The 16,522-nt window shown below is 39.2% G+C and carries 20 protein-coding genes; 12 read left to right on the top strand and 8 right to left on the bottom strand.

Annotation, left to right across the window (positions count from 1 at the left end; genetic code table 11):
- Nucleotides 1-80: 80 nt before the first annotated feature.
- The 3 genes from fba to J2Y37_RS05970 form a co-directional block, all read right to left on the bottom strand.
- A complete protein-coding gene (gene fba / locus J2Y37_RS05960) occupies nucleotides 81-1,118 on the bottom strand; it encodes a class II fructose-bisphosphate aldolase (RefSeq protein ID WP_004671418.1) in 1,038 nt (345 codons plus the stop codon).
- Between the two features lie 213 nt (nucleotides 1,119-1,331).
- A complete protein-coding gene (rhlB, locus tag J2Y37_RS05965; RefSeq protein ID WP_034595158.1) occupies nucleotides 1,332-2,483 on the bottom strand; it encodes an ATP-dependent RNA helicase RhlB in 1,152 nt (383 codons plus the stop codon).
- Between the two features lie 106 nt (nucleotides 2,484-2,589).
- Nucleotides 2,590-2,802 (bottom strand): cold-shock protein, encoded by a 213-nt coding sequence (locus tag J2Y37_RS05970; protein WP_004653893.1) that lies wholly within the window; start codon nucleotides 2,800-2,802, stop codon nucleotides 2,590-2,592.
- A gap of 350 nt (nucleotides 2,803-3,152) precedes the next feature.
- Between J2Y37_RS05970 and J2Y37_RS05975 the strand changes: the two genes are divergently transcribed.
- The 5 genes from J2Y37_RS05975 (at nucleotide 3,153) to J2Y37_RS05995 (ending at nucleotide 5,895) form a co-directional block, all read left to right on the top strand.
- Entirely contained in the window at nucleotides 3,153-3,401 is a 249-nt protein-coding gene (locus J2Y37_RS05975; protein WP_004671420.1) for a sulfurtransferase TusA family protein, read from the top strand.
- A 138-nt stretch (nucleotides 3,402-3,539) separates the two neighbouring features.
- On the top strand, nucleotides 3,540-4,409 hold the full coding sequence (gene rpoH / locus J2Y37_RS05980) for an RNA polymerase sigma factor RpoH (RefSeq protein ID WP_004671421.1): 870 nt from the start codon (nucleotides 3,540-3,542) through the stop codon (nucleotides 4,407-4,409).
- A 101-nt stretch (nucleotides 4,410-4,510) separates the two neighbouring features.
- Nucleotides 4,511-4,876, top strand: a complete 366-nt coding sequence (locus J2Y37_RS05985; RefSeq protein WP_004671423.1) for a DUF423 domain-containing protein — start codon at nucleotides 4,511-4,513, stop codon at nucleotides 4,874-4,876.
- A 9-nt stretch (nucleotides 4,877-4,885) separates the two neighbouring features.
- Nucleotides 4,886-5,083: a sulfur carrier protein ThiS gene (gene thiS / locus J2Y37_RS05990; protein ID WP_004671424.1), complete on the top strand. Its 198-nt coding sequence runs from the start codon at nucleotides 4,886-4,888 to the stop codon at nucleotides 5,081-5,083.
- 26 nt (nucleotides 5,084-5,109) lie between these two features.
- Nucleotides 5,110-5,895 carry a thiazole synthase gene (locus tag J2Y37_RS05995; RefSeq protein WP_018679821.1) on the top strand — a complete coding sequence of 262 codons (786 nt, stop codon included), beginning with the start codon at nucleotides 5,110-5,112 and terminating at the stop codon, nucleotides 5,893-5,895.
- Between the two features lie 49 nt (nucleotides 5,896-5,944).
- On the opposite strand, the gene J2Y37_RS06000 is transcribed toward J2Y37_RS05995, so the two are convergent.
- The 4 genes from J2Y37_RS06000 to yaaA form a co-directional block, all read right to left on the bottom strand.
- Nucleotides 5,945-6,400 (bottom strand): NUDIX domain-containing protein, encoded by a 456-nt coding sequence (locus J2Y37_RS06000; protein ID WP_349032209.1) that lies wholly within the window; start codon nucleotides 6,398-6,400, stop codon nucleotides 5,945-5,947.
- 94 nt (nucleotides 6,401-6,494) lie between these two features.
- Nucleotides 6,495-7,121 (bottom strand): metal-dependent hydrolase, encoded by a 627-nt coding sequence (locus tag J2Y37_RS06005; protein ID WP_349032210.1) that lies wholly within the window; start codon nucleotides 7,119-7,121, stop codon nucleotides 6,495-6,497.
- Nucleotides 7,122-7,127: 6 nt separating this feature from the next.
- The gene (locus J2Y37_RS06010; protein WP_005197227.1) at nucleotides 7,128-7,388 is read right to left on the bottom strand and encodes a hypothetical protein; all 261 of its coding nucleotides are present in this window, start codon (nucleotides 7,386-7,388) and stop codon (nucleotides 7,128-7,130) included.
- A 30-nt stretch (nucleotides 7,389-7,418) separates the two neighbouring features.
- Nucleotides 7,419-8,192: a peroxide stress protein YaaA gene (gene yaaA, locus J2Y37_RS06015; RefSeq protein WP_349032211.1), complete on the bottom strand. Its 774-nt coding sequence runs from the start codon at nucleotides 8,190-8,192 to the stop codon at nucleotides 7,419-7,421.
- 124 nt (nucleotides 8,193-8,316) lie between these two features.
- On the opposite strand from yaaA, the gene J2Y37_RS06020 reads away from it, so the two are divergent.
- Both J2Y37_RS06020 and J2Y37_RS06025 read left to right on the top strand, forming a co-directional pair.
- Entirely contained in the window at nucleotides 8,317-8,946 is a 630-nt protein-coding gene (locus J2Y37_RS06020) for an alpha/beta hydrolase (protein WP_349032212.1), read from the top strand.
- Between the two features lie 90 nt (nucleotides 8,947-9,036).
- On the top strand, nucleotides 9,037-10,113 hold the full coding sequence (locus tag J2Y37_RS06025; protein WP_349032213.1) for a hypothetical protein: 1,077 nt from the start codon (nucleotides 9,037-9,039) through the stop codon (nucleotides 10,111-10,113).
- Here J2Y37_RS06025 and rtcR read toward each other — a convergent pair whose 3' ends face one another.
- Nucleotides 10,114-11,715: an RNA repair transcriptional activator RtcR gene (gene rtcR / locus J2Y37_RS06030; protein WP_349032214.1), complete on the bottom strand. Its 1,602-nt coding sequence runs from the start codon at nucleotides 11,713-11,715 to the stop codon at nucleotides 10,114-10,116.
- A 67-nt stretch (nucleotides 11,716-11,782) separates the two neighbouring features.
- Here rtcR and J2Y37_RS06035 point away from each other — a divergent pair, with 67 nt between their 5' ends.
- The 5 genes from J2Y37_RS06035 to rtcA all read left to right on the top strand — a co-directional run bounded on the left by J2Y37_RS06035 (nucleotide 11,783) and on the right by rtcA (nucleotide 16,460).
- On the top strand, nucleotides 11,783-12,748 hold the full coding sequence (locus J2Y37_RS06035) for a ribonuclease Z (protein ID WP_349032215.1): 966 nt from the start codon (nucleotides 11,783-11,785) through the stop codon (nucleotides 12,746-12,748).
- 368 nt (nucleotides 12,749-13,116) lie between these two features.
- On the top strand, nucleotides 13,117-14,298 hold the full coding sequence (locus J2Y37_RS06040; RefSeq protein ID WP_349032355.1) for an RtcB family protein: 1,182 nt from the start codon (nucleotides 13,117-13,119) through the stop codon (nucleotides 14,296-14,298).
- Entirely contained in the window at nucleotides 14,298-14,684 is a 387-nt protein-coding gene (locus J2Y37_RS06045) for a hypothetical protein (protein ID WP_349032216.1), read from the top strand. The genes J2Y37_RS06040 and J2Y37_RS06045 overlap by 1 nt, the downstream gene beginning before the upstream one ends.
- A gap of 12 nt (nucleotides 14,685-14,696) precedes the next feature.
- Nucleotides 14,697-15,155, top strand: a complete 459-nt coding sequence (locus J2Y37_RS06050; protein WP_349032217.1) for a DIP1984 family protein — start codon at nucleotides 14,697-14,699, stop codon at nucleotides 15,153-15,155.
- Between the two features lie 258 nt (nucleotides 15,156-15,413).
- Nucleotides 15,414-16,460 carry an RNA 3'-terminal phosphate cyclase gene (gene rtcA / locus J2Y37_RS06055; RefSeq protein ID WP_349032218.1) on the top strand — a complete coding sequence of 349 codons (1,047 nt, stop codon included), beginning with the start codon at nucleotides 15,414-15,416 and terminating at the stop codon, nucleotides 16,458-16,460.
- Nucleotides 16,461-16,522 lie beyond the last annotated feature (62 nt).

The following is a 16,522-nucleotide window of genomic DNA, read 5'->3' on the forward strand; positions in this document are numbered from 1 at the left end:
GCTTATCGCTGGCATTTTTTTATAGCTGAAATAAAAAACAGCGACAATTGCCGCTGTTTTTAATTCATCACAAATCAGTTTTATTTGTAACGATCAACCATTTTCTCTAAAGAAATTGGGCGAATCTTATCTGCATTACCCGCTGTACCAAATGCTTCGTAACGAGCAACACAAATATCTTTCATTGCTTCAACAGTTTCACCAAAGAATTTACGCGGATCAAACTCACTTGGTTTCTCAGCCATCATACGACGCATTGCGCCTGTAGAAGCCAAACGCAAATCGGTATCAATATTAATCTTACGCACACCATGCTTGATCGCTTCAACAAGCTGATCTACTGGTACACCATAAGTTTCTTTAATATCGCCGCCATATTGGTTGATTACCGCCAACCACTCTTGTGGTACAGAGCTTGAACCATGCATCACAAGATGCGTGTTTGGTAGCGCAGTATGGATTTCTTTAATGCGATCAATTGCCAAGATATCGCCTGTAGGTGGACGAGTAAACTTGTACGCACCATGTGAAGTGCCTACAGCAATCGCCAAAGCATCTACATTCGTATCTGTAACGAATTGAGTTGCTTCTTCAACAGAGGTTAAAAGCTGAGAATGATCCAGTACACCTTCTGCACCTACACCATCTTCTTCACCAGCCATACCAGTTTCAAGGCTACCCAAGCAACCGATCTCACCTTCAACTGAAACACCACATGCATGCGCCAATGCAACCACACGACGTGTTACATCAACATTATACTCATACGAAGTTGGCGTTTTACCATCTACACCCAATGAACCATCCATCATCACCGAGCTAAAGCCCAACTGAATCGAACGTTGGCAAATATCAGGACTTGTACCATGATCTTGGTGCATTACCACAGGAATATGTGGCCACTCTTCAATCGCCGCCAAAATGAGATGACGCAAGAAAGGTGCACCTGCGTATTTGCGTGCACCAGCCGAAGCTTGCACGATTACAGGTGAGTTTGTCGCATCTGCAGCAAGCATAATTGCGCGCATTTGTTCTAAGTTGTTTACGTTAAACGCTGGTACGCCGTAGTTATGTTCTGCAGCGTGGTCCAAGAGCTGGCGCATCGAGATTAGAGCCATAATATCCTCCCAGGTAATGCGCCATATTCTACATGTTGATCTATTTCAATTCAGCAACTAATCGCAGGATTTCAAAAAAAAACTGAATCTTTTGTGTAATTTGCGTATCAAGACACACTTACAAATAAAAAAGACCAAATCAAAAAATGATTTAGTCTTCTATGATTCAAATGTTTGGTTTTAAAACAACCAAATCACTCTATTTACTTAAATCTAGCAATAGCCTTCCATTCGAGTCAGCGGTAATTTTTTACCAATCGCTTTTTCAATCTCAGGTAAATAAAATGCATCATCTTCTGACAAGAAACTAATACTCACACCCTGCGCACCTGCACGCCCAGTACGACCAATACGATGCACATAATCGTCAGATTGTTCAGGCAGAGTAAAATTAATGACATGTGAAACACCATCCACATGGATACCACGACCCGCAACATCCGTTGCAATCATAATATTATTCTTGCCATTCTTAAATTGATCTAGCATTTTCACGCGCTTATCTTGCGCAATTTCACCGGATAACATCCCAACTCGATAACCATCGCGTTTTAAATGATCATACAAACGACGTACTTGATCACGACGGTTTGCAAAGATCATGACCTTATCAATCGGTTCATCACGAAGTATTTCTTGTAAAAGCTTATACTTATCTTGCTTCGCAACCATATAAACTCGTTGCTCCACATCACTATTGGTCTTTTGCTCTGGTTCGATTTCAACCGTTACAGGCTCAAACAACCATTGACGTGCAAGATTTAAGACGTCATAACTAAATGTTGCAGAAAATAATAATGTTTGACGTTGCTCTTTAGGCGAGGAAAAACGAACAATTCTTTTTACAGAAGGAATAAAACCCATATCAAGTAAACGGTCAGCCTCATCAATCACTAAAAATTCGATGCGATCCAACCAAACTTCTTTTTGTTCAACAAAATCAATTAAACGCCCCGGTGTTGCGACAATAATATCAACAAAGTTGCGATCCAACATTTTCTTTTGCTTATCGAAATCCACACCACCCAACAAGGTCACAACATGCAAATCTGAAAATTTTGTAAGTGCCTGTGCATCACTTTCGATTTGCAAAGCCAACTCACGAGTAGGTGCCAAAATTAACGCACGCGGCTCACCACGAAAGCGCTGGTCTTGAATCGGATTATTTAATAGATCATTGATCACACTCACCAAAAAGGCAGCTGTTTTACCTGTACCTGTTTGTGCTCGACCAATGGCATCATGCCCTGCTAGCGTATATTTCAAAACCTTTTGTTGAATTGGGGTCATCTGAGTAAAACCCAAAGCATCAATCGCTTTTTTCAACTGCGGATGTAAATTTAAGGTTTCAAAACCTGGTGTCATATATGCTCTCGAACCATCAATGACCAAAACAAAGTCGTTATTATAAACAAAAACGCCCCAATATAACATTGGAGCGTTTCATATTGCATTAAAGCAATAAAACAAATTAGTCTAAAGGCTGAACGTTTTCAGCTTGGAAACCTTTTTGTCCTTGAACTACGCTGAATTCAACGCGTTGGCCGTCACGTAAAGAACGGTGACCGTCGCCCATAATTGCGCGGAAATGAACAAATACGTCATCACCACCATTACGCTGAATAAAACCAAAGCCTTTAGTGTCGTTAAACCACTTTACTACGCCTTGTTCACGAGCTGTCATAAGTCAATCCTCAGATATTGAAAGATAAGGACCTTCCGGTGTTGCAAACAGCAGAGCCAACAAGGTTTTAAAATTTTTTATAATTTTAAAGCTTGTAATCATTCTGTAAAACTAACAACAATTTCCGGTTACATCCATTTGTTATAGGTTTTAGTACAATCTAATTGTATTAAACACCCCCTAAAACGCACCGAGCTTAACATGGGTTTCTAACAATTAATAGATTTATTTTAAGTTATTTCCCCTGTTTCTATTGATTTCGTACGATTATTTGGTTGCATTTTTAATAAAACTTTTTCTCTAAAAGCCTTTCAAAATTTGTTAAGATCATTTTGAATGAAGTTATTTAAATGATTATGACCTTTACACTTTCTAGCTCAACTGAAGTTATTGATGCTTTAGGGCAACCCTGTCCGATGCCACTACTTTTGCTCAAACGCGCCCTAAAAAAAGCAAACGGTAAAATACAATACCTATTAAAGTCTTCTGATCCACATAGTGAAATTGATGTAACACGATATTGCCAAATTCAGCAACTACAATGCCAAGTCCAAAAAGTTTCAGAAAATGAATTCCACTATTTAATTGAATCTCTTTAGGGTTTTTCCAATTTACTTTTTTTGTTAAACTCTTGGTAAAGATAGATTTACATTTATATACTCAAATTTCCTTAATGATGAAGCACATTCGCATTAAGATGAAATTGCTGACTCAATACCATCCTATAAGGAGACTCCATGACTACTGACAGCAGCAATCAATTGATGCCCCTGTCATTGTCTGCGCCTGGCGTAAACCTTGGTGCATATATCAGTACTGTCAATCAAATTCCGATCTTAACGGCCGAGCAAGAAAAAGAACTTGCTGATCGTTATTATTACGACCAAGACCTTGATGCTGCCAAGCTATTGGTCATGTCACATTTACGCTTTGTGGTGCACATCGCGCGTAGCTACGCAGGCTACGGATTACCACAAGGTGATTTGATCCAAGAAGGCAATCTTGGATTAATGAAAGCAGTAAAACGTTTCGATCCAAATATGGGCGTTCGTTTAGTCTCTTTTGCTGTACATTGGATCAAAGCTGAAATTCATGAATATGTGATTCGTAACTGGCGTATCGTCAAAATTGCGACCACCAAGGCTCAACGTAAATTATTTTTTAATTTACGTAGTCTAAAAAAATCAAGCAAAAAGCTGACGCTTGAAGAAGCAAAAGCCATAGCACGTGATTTAAATGTCACAGCAGAACAAGTGATTGAAATGGAAGGTCGTTTAACCGCTTATGATGCTGCATTTGAAGCACAAGGCGATGACGATGATGACACACCTCATACCGCACCAGCGCTTTATTTAGAAGATAGCCGTTACGACCCTGCTCGACTTGTCGAAGAACAAGACTACGAAGAGCAAAGTACTGCTGCTTTACATGAGGCAATGGATCAGTTGGATGACCGATCGCGTAATATTTTACAACGCCGTTGGCTAGATGATGATAAGTCTACCTTGCATGAGCTTGCTGCTGAATATAATGTTTCTGCCGAACGTATTCGCCAGCTAGAAAAAAATGCAATGGAAAAAATCAAAACCGCGATGTCAGCGAGTTAAAATACAACAAAAGGGCTATAAGCCCTTTTGTTGTATTTGGCTATGCTTAACTTTCTGAATATGGTAACTTTACCACTCAAATTTCTAGTTACATTGTAATTATGTGGATAGCGATCTCTGCGCTGAATCTTGCGCTTGCGGTGATGCTCGGTGCCTTTGGCGCACATGGCTTAAAATCTTTTGCTACGCCAGAACAACTTACTTGGTGGGCTACCGCAACACAATACTTCTTCTATCATGCCATTGGTTTGCTTATCTTGGCTGTATTAAATAAAACCACACCAACCTTCCCAATAAAAATTCCTTTTATTTTGATTCAAATTGGTATCCTCTTTTTCTGCGGTTCGTTGTACATTATGGCGCTTGGCTTACCTAGAATATTAGGTGCAATCACCCCGATTGGTGGTGCATTTATGATTGTGGGTTGGGTGCTACTCGCATGGCAAGCAATCAAGCATGCGAAATAAGGATTTATCATGCAAATCTATCTAAATGGCGAGTTAACTGACACGTCTTGCGAAAACCTACAGCAACTGATTCAAGACTTAGCCCTAGAAGGCAAACGCTTCGCTGTAGAAAAGAATCAACAGATCATTCCGAAAAGTAAACTTGAGCAAACAACAATTGCTCCTGAAGATCGTATTGAAATTATTCAAGCTGTTGGTGGCGGCTAATTGGCTAAAAATGGAGTAATAAGCCCATGCAAGATTCCCCTTTAATTATTGGTTCACGTACTTTTCAATCACGTTTATTGGTTGGAACTGGTAAATATAAAGATTTAAATGAAACTGATTTAGCCATCCAAGCCAGTGGTGCTGAGATTGTCACGGTGGCGATTCGTCGTGTAAACATTGGACAGCACCCAGATCAACCCAACTTACTTTCAGTGATTCCACCTGAGAAATACACGATCCTGCCAAATACCGCAGGCTGTTTCGATGCAGATAGCGCAATTCGTACTTGTATGTTGGCTCGTGAATTACTTGATGGTCATAACTTGGTCAAGCTCGAAGTGCTTGGTGATGAAAAAACCTTATATCCAAATGTGACAGCGACGCTTAAAGCGGCTCAAACATTGATTGATGATGGTTTTGAAATCATGGTCTACACTTCAGATGATCCAATTGTCGCTCAAGAACTTGAAAGCATGGGCTGTGTTGCGATTATGCCTTTGGGCAGTTTGATTGGCTCTGGTTTAGGGATTCTCAATCCGCATACGATTTCAATCATCAAAGAAAATGCCAAAGTTCCTGTGTTAGTTGATGCAGGTGTAGGTACAGCAAGCGATGCTGCAATTGCGATGGAACTAGGCTGCGATGGTGTATTGATGAACACGGCGATTGCGGCTGCTCAAAACCCGATTTTGATGGCTTCAGCGATGAAGAAAGCTGTTGAAGCTGGTCGTGAGGCATTTTTAGCAGGTCGTATGCCACGTAAGCGTATGGCGAATGCAAGCTCACCTGAAACGGGTTATTTCTTTAAATAAGCTATGCGTTAAGGGGCAATATAAAGCCCCTTCTTCTATCAACTTATATTTATCGTGATTCCAAGTTAACAAGATGAATAATATTTTCTTGGTGGGATAACAAAGCAATTTTTTGCAAAACATCAGGTTTTAAATCTGCTATTTTTGTTTTTTCCATCCATGAAATAATCTGAGATTCCCCTCCCTCTAGATAGGATAGTTTTGGCTGAATCTGACCTTTATAAATGTATAAAAATTCATGAAATTGCTCTTGGGATACAACGTCACAAAAGAAGTTTTCAACAATTGCAAAAAGTACAGGTGAGTTAAAAGCTTCTCCCGTTTCCTCAAATACTTCTCGTTGAATTCCCTCAAGCGTTGTTTCAGAAAATTTTAATCGACCACCCACCAAAGAAATTGTTCCATCTGGGAATGCAGATACTAAAATTTGATCTTCGTGTTCTATCCATGCCGCCACACGAATATTGAGTTTTCCCTCGGCTACTTTTAATGTTAGATCTTTCACTGCATACTCAAAAAGTTGTTTAATCTCTGTATTTTATTATATTTTTTAATCCGAAATAAAAATCTTTATCTCTTTTATTTGGATAAAATAAACACTAAGCGTTAATTACATTCCCCAAATTATTTTTAGCGCTGTGCTCGAAACACTTCTGAAAATATTCCGTTTGATAAAGCGGTTCAGTCTGATAAAAATGCTGTAAAACCTCTTTTCGTTTTATTTTATATATTTCTGGATCAACCCAAGCATATTCCTGCTGAATCTGCTGTTCATATTCCACAAAACGTTCTGCTGAAGCCGCTAGAATCGCTAAATCAATATCTAATAAAAACTGTAAGTCCAGTTCTTCAGTCGGCTCATGCTTTTGCGTGGCAACAATCCAACGCTTTATTTTCTGAACAATCTCTCTTGTTAAATCTTGAGCCAAGTACTGTTCAAATAGTTCAGCACTTTTCAGCTCATTATTTTTTGCTTGCGGATCATAAACTGCATCATGAAACCAAAGTGCCAATGCAACAGCATGATCATCATTTAAATCAGATCGAATCGTTTCGAGTAAAACCAAGCACTCATACAAATGCTGAACCGTATGATATGCGCGTTGCTTTTGACTATAAGCAGCAATCAGTTTATTAAAAATTTTTTGAGGTTCAGAAAACTGATAGTGCTGATGCAACTCACACCATGATTTTTCTAATGTAGATAAATATTGCTGCATATTCATTCATCTCTACATTGCTTGATTCAGCCACTTTGCCAATGATTCGGCATCTTTACGATCAAGAAAAAGCTGATACAGGGTACAAGAACCAAATTCATGTCTCAGTTCCTGTTGACGTACTGGGTGATTGCCAAAACGAAAACGTCTTGTTCCATCCGTATCTAATGGCAAAGCATAAACCCCATAACTACGCGGTTCTGTCAAATGTCCTTTAATACAGACTTGATCAGATGAAATCGCATGTTTTAATAAATGTTCTTTGCTTAACATCTCAACCCACCCACGACAAACTCAGGATGACTACTGTTCATCCCGTTTAAATACAAGTTCTTTATTCGATGAACTTTCTGCATCAAAGTAATATCCTTCACTATTAAATGCTTTTAATTGTTCTGCTTGGCTCAATTGATTTTCAATTAAGTATCTTGCCATTAGACCACGTGCTTTTTTCGCATAGAAGCTAATCACTTTATATTTTCCATTTTTTTGATCTAAGAAAACAGGTTTGATAATTTCCGCCTGAATTTTCTTTTCATTCACAGATTTATAATATTCGTCAGAAGCTAAATTTACCAACACTTTTGCATCGATATTTGCTAAATCTTGATTAATTTGATCAGTGATAATATCGCCCCAAAACTCATATAAGTTATGTGCACGTGTATTCTTTAACTTTGTTCCCATTTCCAAACGGTATGGCATCATGAGATCTAAAGGACGTAACAAACCATAAAGCCCCGACAACATCCTTAAATGCTGCTGTGCAAAATCAATATCTTGGTCGTCTAAATGATAGGCATCTAAACCTGTATAAACATCACCTTTGAATGCAAATATCGCTTGACGAGCATTGGAAAAATCAAAATCTGAATTCCAATCACGAAAACGCTCTACATTGAGATTGGCAATTTTTTCACTCACAGTCATCAAAGATGCGATTTCAGTCGCTGAAAGTTTACGACAAACCTCGATCAACCGTTGTGATTGTTCCAATAAACGTGGCTGCGTGTGTGTATCTGTTGGTAAAGCTGTTGTGTAATCAAGTGTTTTAGCAGGAGAAATTAGAGCAAGCATATTCAATCAATATCAATTTATCTTGGCTAAACTATAACAGTTGAGAATTTTTAATGCCAATTCGTGTTTTCATTCTTCATTATCGGTAAAATAGTGGATTCTTCCATAATTCATTACGTACTTTATGTCTGAGCAACTATTCATCCAAGGTCCTGTTGGTCAAATCGAAATATTTGTTGATCAACCCAAAGGTGAAATCACAGGTTTTGCAGTCGTCTGTCACCCCCATCCATTACAAGGGGGCACACCCAATCACAAAGTGCCTGTTTTATTAGCGCAAATTTTTAATGAAATGGGCTGTATCGTGTATCGTCCAAGTTTTCGCGGTTTAGGTGGTAGCGAAGGCACACATGATCAAGGTCATGGTGAAACTGATGACATTATGGCAGTGATTGAATATGCACGCGATAAACATGCAGGCTTAACGTTCCATGCGGGTGGCTTTAGTTTTGGTTCACATGTCTTGGCCAAATGCCAAGCGCAACTCAGTGAAGATCTACGCCCGAAACAATTAGTTTTGTGTGGCTTACCAACAGGTTCAGTGGTTGATTTACGTCACTACAAAACTCCTGAAATTAATGGTGATATCCTGTTTGTACATGGCGAACAGGATGACATTACCCTGCTCTCAGATATGATCGCTTGGACAAAGCCTCAAAAACACCCGATTACCATCATGCCTGGTGCAAATCATTTCTTTACAGGTTATTTAAAACAATTACGTCAAGTGATCACTCGCTTTTTAAAAGTGTAGACTTAACAACAAATTATTAAGAAAAATATACTTCTTTTGAGTCCCATGTCTGTTATATCAGTACAGATGAATAGGCATTAGGGTTCTTTGATGAAATTAAATAAAAAACAGGGACTATTTTTAAAACACACAATTGAGTATTGGCAACAACAAGGAACGATTACACCTGACGTTGCCAATGATCTTAAAAGTAGCTTTTCCATTCGATCTTTTGATTGGGAACGACTAGCAAAATATTCATTTTGGATCTCGATGATTTGCACAGTGATTGCAGTTGCTGCAATCACCCTAGACGAATGGTTAATGACAATACTTGAACAATTATTTTTAAATTCAAAAGTCATCCCATGTCTTATCTTTGCTGCTGCGGCCGCTGCTTTTTATATATTTGCCTATCGTCGCCGTAAAACCAAGCCCTTACATCACTTTAGCAATGAAGCGATTATTTTTGCTGGTGTACTTTCTACAGCCGTTTCCGTGGCATATTTTGGACAAGCGATTGATACTGGTAGCGGACATTTCTCGTTGCTATTTTTACTTTCAACAATCATTTACGCTGCACTGGCTTTCTGGTTTCCTTCCAAATTGATTTGGATCTTTTCTCTGCTTTCGCTCGGCTCTTGGTTTGGGACTGAAACAGGCTATATGTCTGGCTGGGGTGCGTACTATTTAGGTATGAACTTTCCTTTGCGCTTTGTGTTATTTGGCGGTGTGCTGATTGGGCTCAGTCTATTGTTTAAACGTCACGCGCGTTTTTCTGACTTTGCGCATTCAACCTATGTCATGGGTCTGCTTTATCTATTTATTGCTTTATGGATTCTTTCAATTTTTGGCAACTATGGTGATTTAAATAGCTGGTACAACGTTAAACAATACGAGCTACTTCATTGGGGCATCTTATTTGCATTTGTTGCTATCATTGCCATTATATATGGCTTAAAACACGATGATGCCACTTCACGCGGTTTTGGTATTACCTTTTTATTTCTAAACTTATATACCAAATATTTTGAGTTCTTTTGGATTGGTATGCATAAAGCAATCTTCTTTATCATACTGGCGGCTTCGTTTTGGTGGATTGGTCGACATGCAGAAAAACTTTGGAATTTAGAGTTTTTATCTAGCCAATCGCAGCGTAAGAAACAACAACCTGATCAAGCTGAATAACTACTGAAAATCACTCCAACTCAAGCCAAACCGAGCCAAATACTTTTTGACTCGGTCACTATCATTGGTGGTATTTCTTTGCTGGCGTGAAGCAGCAAAAAGTTGTCGCCCAGCATCCGCCATTGATTTTGCATTTTCACAAACCTCAAGCACACCACGTAGCTGAATCTGGTCAAATTCATCAATTTCCATTAATTGCATTTGATCTAAATATTTCAGCAAAATATCTTGATCATTTTCATCATGTGAATGTTTCTGAATAGACCACAATTGTTTTAAACGATGAATCTCTTTTTCCACTGTTTCAGAGCGAATCAACTCTCCACTCGATAAAGTTGCTAACCGCGTCACACTTGCGGTTAAATCACGAAAATTTCCCTGCCATGATGCTTCTTTAGACTTGGCAAATTTCAAATACTCATCAAGGGCATCTCGTTGAAAACGAAGTTGACGTTGATGATTAGCAGCAAAACGTTGTAGCTCGAACTCAATATTCGGCGCGATATCTTCAACACGATCTTTCAGATTTGGCAAAAAGAAAGTCCATGTATTGAGTCGCGCCCATAAGTCCTCGCGAAAACGTCCTGCTTGCACCTCGGTTCTCAAATCTCGATTTGTCCCCGCAATCATTTGAAAATCTGCCTGAACTTCCTTATCACTACCTACTGGAAAAAAGGATTTATCTTCGAGTGCTTTGAGCAACATGGCTTGCTCATCTAATCCAAGCTCGCCAATTTCATCTAAAAATAAAATGCCCTGATCTGCACTTTTTAACAAACCTATCCGAGAAGCTGCTGCGCCTGTAAAGGCTCCTTTAATATGCCCAAACAAACTCGACATGGCACTGTCACCACGTAAAGTGGCACAATTCACATCAATAAACCGCCCACTCAAATGAAACTTGTCTTTCTTTAGTTGAAATATCTGTTTAGCCAAATGAGATTTTCCAACACCTGTTGCACCCATAATCAAAATCGGCGCACTAGACCGTGTTGCGACCAATTCAACTTCACTAATCAGCTGATTAAAATCAAGATTATAGGTTGAAATATTGGCTTTGAGCTGTTGCCAGTTTTCCTGTTGCTCATCTTCAAAACGCTGCTTTAAGACATCATATCTAGACAAGTCCAAATCTATAATGCGATATTCACCTTCTGGTGTTTTCTGTTGATTTGGCGCACTTTGGATCAGCTTGGCTGGTAAATAGTTCGCATCGACCAAAAGATACCAACAAATTTGGCCAACGTGCGTTCCAGTCGTAATGTGCAAAAGATAGTTATTTTTTTCGGTATCAAATGAATATGTTTTTACAAAATCATAAAGTGCACCATAAACCTCAGCAAAATCCCAAGGATCACGAATACTCACTCGATGACCTAATATTGTTGTAGATGGAGACACATCCTTTGCATCTTCAGCAATAAACTTCACCAAATTATGATGTTGGCGATCATGCAATAAGACCAGCTCATCTACAATTAGATCATCATGCATCAATAGGCTCAATGTTGGACGCCACCGTTGCCAGCGATCGATCTTGCGACCTTGATCTAGTGTTGAACCCACAAAGCCAATTACGACTGTCTTTTTTGCATTCGCCATGATTTCTATAAAATTTTATAAATGTCTATAATATACAATACGCATTTAAGTGAAAAATTCCAACAATATGCTTCATTTTACTTTTTTAGGTACATCTTCAGGTGTACCCACACTCACTCGTAATGTTTCAGGTTTAGCGATACGAAACAGTAAAAACAAAGATTGGATCTTGGTCGATGCTGGTGAGGGTACACAACACCGTATTCAACAAGCCAAGCTTTCTTTACAAAACCTGATTGCGGTTTGTATTACCCATGTACATGGCGATCATTGTTATGGGCTAGTCGGCTTATTGGCAAGTGCTGGCATGAATGCACGTACTGCACCCTTAATCATTATTGCCCCCAAAGAAATTCAACAATGGTTTGAAGCAACTACACAACTCACCGATCTCCACCTTCCGTATCCGCTCAACTTTATTGATGTCAATGAAGCGACTCAAATACAGCCATTAACGGATGAACTTTCAATTCAAGCCCACCCACTTAGCCATCGCGTACCAAGCTTTGCCTTTAGTATTATCACGCAACACACTCAAAATAAATTAGACACACAGGCTTTAATTCAACTTGGTGTACCTAAAGGTAAAGCTTGGGGTGATTTGCAACAAGGCAAAGATATCCAGTTCGATGATCAAACCTTGAAAGCCAGTGATTTTATTCAAACCCATATACAGCGCGTTCACGCGATAGTTGGTGGTGACAATGATCGTCCTGAGTTATTAGCTCAGCCATGTCAAGATGCTCAACTGTTGATTCATGAAAGCACCTACACTCAAGCAGTTCTGGATAAAGTTGGGCAAGGTCCGATGCATAGTTCAGCAAAAATGGTGGCTGAATTTGCTCAGCAGCAAGGATTAGGCAATATCATTCTCACTCACTTTAGTCCGCGACATCAAGACAGTGCTGGGCAGCAAGCCATCGCCGAGGAAGTCAGAGCGTTTTACAAAGGTAATTTTTATTTAGCTCATGATTTTGATCAATTTAGCTTAGATGAAACTGGTCAGCTTTTGAAAATCAGCAAATCATCTTAATGGCATATCGACTTAGCCAAAAACACACATATATCTATAAAGATATTTCAATATCTTTATAGATATATTTTTATTTATAAAAAACTTCATAAATTCCATCCAAAAATAGATTTAAAATATTTTGTTTATAATTATCAATGTATTAAAAATATATGATTTTATTTTTATAAAGTTGGCACAGTCGCTGCAATAGTATAAGCACACAACATCATTGGGATATTGTGAATAACACCTGCCTGCAAACGCTTGGCAGGCAGGCTTTGAAAGGAAAAATGAAAATGTCTGTCATTGAACAAGTCAATCAACAAGCTCAAATTGAACAAGAACAGCAACAACGTGCTTATCAAGTTCTACATAGTGAAAAAAGTATGCCTGTGAAAATGTGGACCAAAGGTGTTCTTGTTGATGACAACTCAAAACAACAATTATTACAAACTGCCCAAATGCCATTTATTTATAAATGGATGGCGGTAATGCCAGACGTGCACTTTGGTTTAGGGGCAACCATTGGAAGTGTGATTCCAACCAAAGGCGCGATTATTCCTGCGGCTGTTGGCGTCGATATCGGTTGTGGAATGATGGCAACTCGTACGAACTTAACCGCTTCTGATTTACCAGATAACTTACACGGATTACGTACTGAACTTGAACGTTTAATTCCACATGGAATGACTAAAGGTCGAGGACGAGATCGCGGGTCTTGGGAAAACCCACCTGAAATGGTGGATCAGGCTTGGGCAGACTTAGTGGCTGATTTTGAGTTGATTTGTGCAAAGCACCCTCGTCTTAAAAACACCAACAATCGCAAGCAATTGGGAACTTTAGGAACAGGAAATCACTTCGTTGAAGTCTGTTTAGATGAACATGATCATGTTTGGATTATGTTGCACTCAGGTTCTCGCGGTGTAGGTAATGCCATCGGAAATCATTTTATCGAGCTTGCACGAAAAGATATGCAAAAGCATTTCATTAATTTGCCGAATAAAGACTTGGCTTATTTAGTCGAAGGAACTGAGCATTTCGATGATTATTGGTTTGCTGTCGGTTGGGCGCAGCGCTTTGCCATGAAAAACCGTGAAATTATGATGCAATCTGCGATTAAAGCTTTAGCCATGATTATCCCAAAACCGTTCCAAGCACGATTGGAAGCCGTGAATTGCCACCATAACTACGTGGAAAAGGAAGAACACTACGGTGAAGAAGTGATGGTGACACGTAAAGGTGCTGTTCGTGCACGTTTAGGTGAGTATGGAATCATTCCCGGTTCAATGGGAGCCAAGTCCTTTATTGTACGTGGTCTTGGAAATCAGGAGTCTTTTTGTTCATGTTCGCATGGTGCAGGTCGTGTGATGAGCCGTGCTGAAGCAAAACGTCGCTTTACCGTAGAAGATCAGATCGCACAGACTGAAGGTGTGGAATGCCGTAAAGATGCTGCTGTGATTGATGAAATTCCATCGGCTTATAAACCAATTGAAGATGTGATGAAAGCTCAACAAGATTTGGTTGAAGTGGTATATACATTAAGACAAGTGGTATGTGTTAAGGGGTGATGATGAAAAAGGATTGTTTAGATATTCGGAGCTATAGAATCAGGGCAAATGAAGAAGCTCATCTCCTTCTACCTGAGCAATCCTATTACATCATTCTGATTGTGGATACTAAGCAAATCCTGCCTGAATGGCGTAATTGGATTTGTGAGCAGATTGTCTATTCAAAACTATGCACTCAGGCAATGGTGACAGGATATGAGTGCTCCATTTGGGATGATATTTTAGATGAAGCTTATTTAGGTTTTCACAATTATCAACCGCCTATTGATCATTGTTTCATGACAACTTGGCATGAAAATGAAACTTTAGATGAGGTTATTGAATTTGCAAAATTTAGTATGGAATTGGAAGATGTTTCAAACTTAGCAATTGTACATATTGAATAAAAGGTAAATAAAATGAAACTCGCAGAAGCACTTTTACTGCGAAGCGATCAACAAAAAAAGCTCGCTTCATTAAAACAACGGATCAATGCCAATGTATTGGTACAAGATGGTGATGAACCCAGCGAAGATCCAAATGAACTGATCAAACAAGTGTTTGCTTTAACCCAAGAAAGCGATCAATTAATTTGTCGTATTCATTTGACCAATGCACAAGCAAAAGTTGAGGATGGAAAAATATTACTATCGTTACTCAGCTTAAGAGATAGTTATGCTGAACAACATAAGATTCTCGTTGATGCGATTGTCAATACACATCGTGAGCCGGACCGTTATAGCTCACGTGAGATTAAATGGCAAAAGGTCATCCCTGTTTCTAGCTTGCAAAAACAAGCCGATGATATCAGCGCGAAACTACGCGATTTAAATATCAGAATTCAGGCTGCAAACTGGCAGATTGATTTAGTCGAATAGACAACAGATTTTGTGAATTTAGTTCACAATCACAGTTTGGACATACTGGGCGAGTACAAGATCCTGCGTTACTCCGATCTGAGGGATTGAAAACAATTCAGGCGGCTATGGCAGCATGTGAGCCGTGCATCAATCTTCACCGATCAGGCTCAGCACCATGTACCTAGTAAACCTTTGCCAAAAGCAAAGTCACACGTTACTTCGCATTACCATGTACTGACAGTATGTTCATTAAATTAGAAAATAAGGGAAATAGACGTGAATAAGGCTTTGGCAAATATGCCAGCAACCATCCAGATTGATGGTTCTCAAGGTGAAGGTGGTGGACAAATTTTAAGAACTGCCCTTGCCCTTTCGATGATTACAGGTCAAGCATTTGAATTAATCAACATTCGTGCTGGGCGTAAAAAACCTGGCTTAATGCGCCAGCATCTGGTCTGTGTGCAGGCATCTCAAAACATCAGCCAAGCCTATGTGGAAGGTGCTGAACTGCATAGCCAACGTTTGTACTTCGCACCACAGCATGTACAAAGTGGAAAATACCAATTTCAGATTGGTTCGGCTGGAAGTACGACACTGGTTTTACAAACCCTCTTACCAGCTTTGTTATTACAAAATGAAGCGAGTGAATTGACTATTTCTGGTGGCACTCACAACCCGCTTGCACCAACATCAGATTTTATTGAACATTGCTTTTTGCCTGCATTAGAAAAACTTGGAATAGAGGTCGAGTTTAAATTAAATAAAGCAGGCTTCTTTCCGATTGGTGCAGGTGAAATTCAAATCAAAATTCAGCCTTGGCAACATCGAAACAAGCTAAGTTTATTAGATCGTGGCTCGTTACAATCAATTGATGCCTTTGCAGCAGTCCTCAATCTTTCAGAAGATGCCCAAATCGCACAACGTGAATTAGCCACTTTAAACAAAAGGCTGAAACTAGATACTCAACAACAATTTCATTTAAATGGCATCAGCCAAGGAAATACGGCGTATGTCAAAGTTGAGCACAAAAATCACGCTCAGCTATTCACTGCTTTAGGCGAAATGCGTAAAAGTGCCGAACAAATAGCAAATCACTTGGCAGAAAAAGTGAAGCTTTATCTTGTGTCCAAAGCTGTCGTTGATGAGTATCTCGCTGATCAACTCCTCTTACCTTTAGCATTGGGGCAAGGTGGTGAATTTACGGCGAAATGTATTAGTGAACATACTCGTACACAAGCAGCAATGATTGAAAAATTTATTGATTGTGAAATTGACTTTATCGAATTGGATAAGGATCTGTTTCAAATTAATGTAAAAGTTTAAAAAGCTCAGCCTTGAGCTTCTTTTCAATCATCTTTTAAAGATACAGGTGCAAAGCACTAATC

This window comes from Acinetobacter sp. 3657 (genome assembly GCF_031456775.1).
Classification (GTDB): Bacteria; Pseudomonadota; Gammaproteobacteria; order Pseudomonadales; family Moraxellaceae; genus Acinetobacter.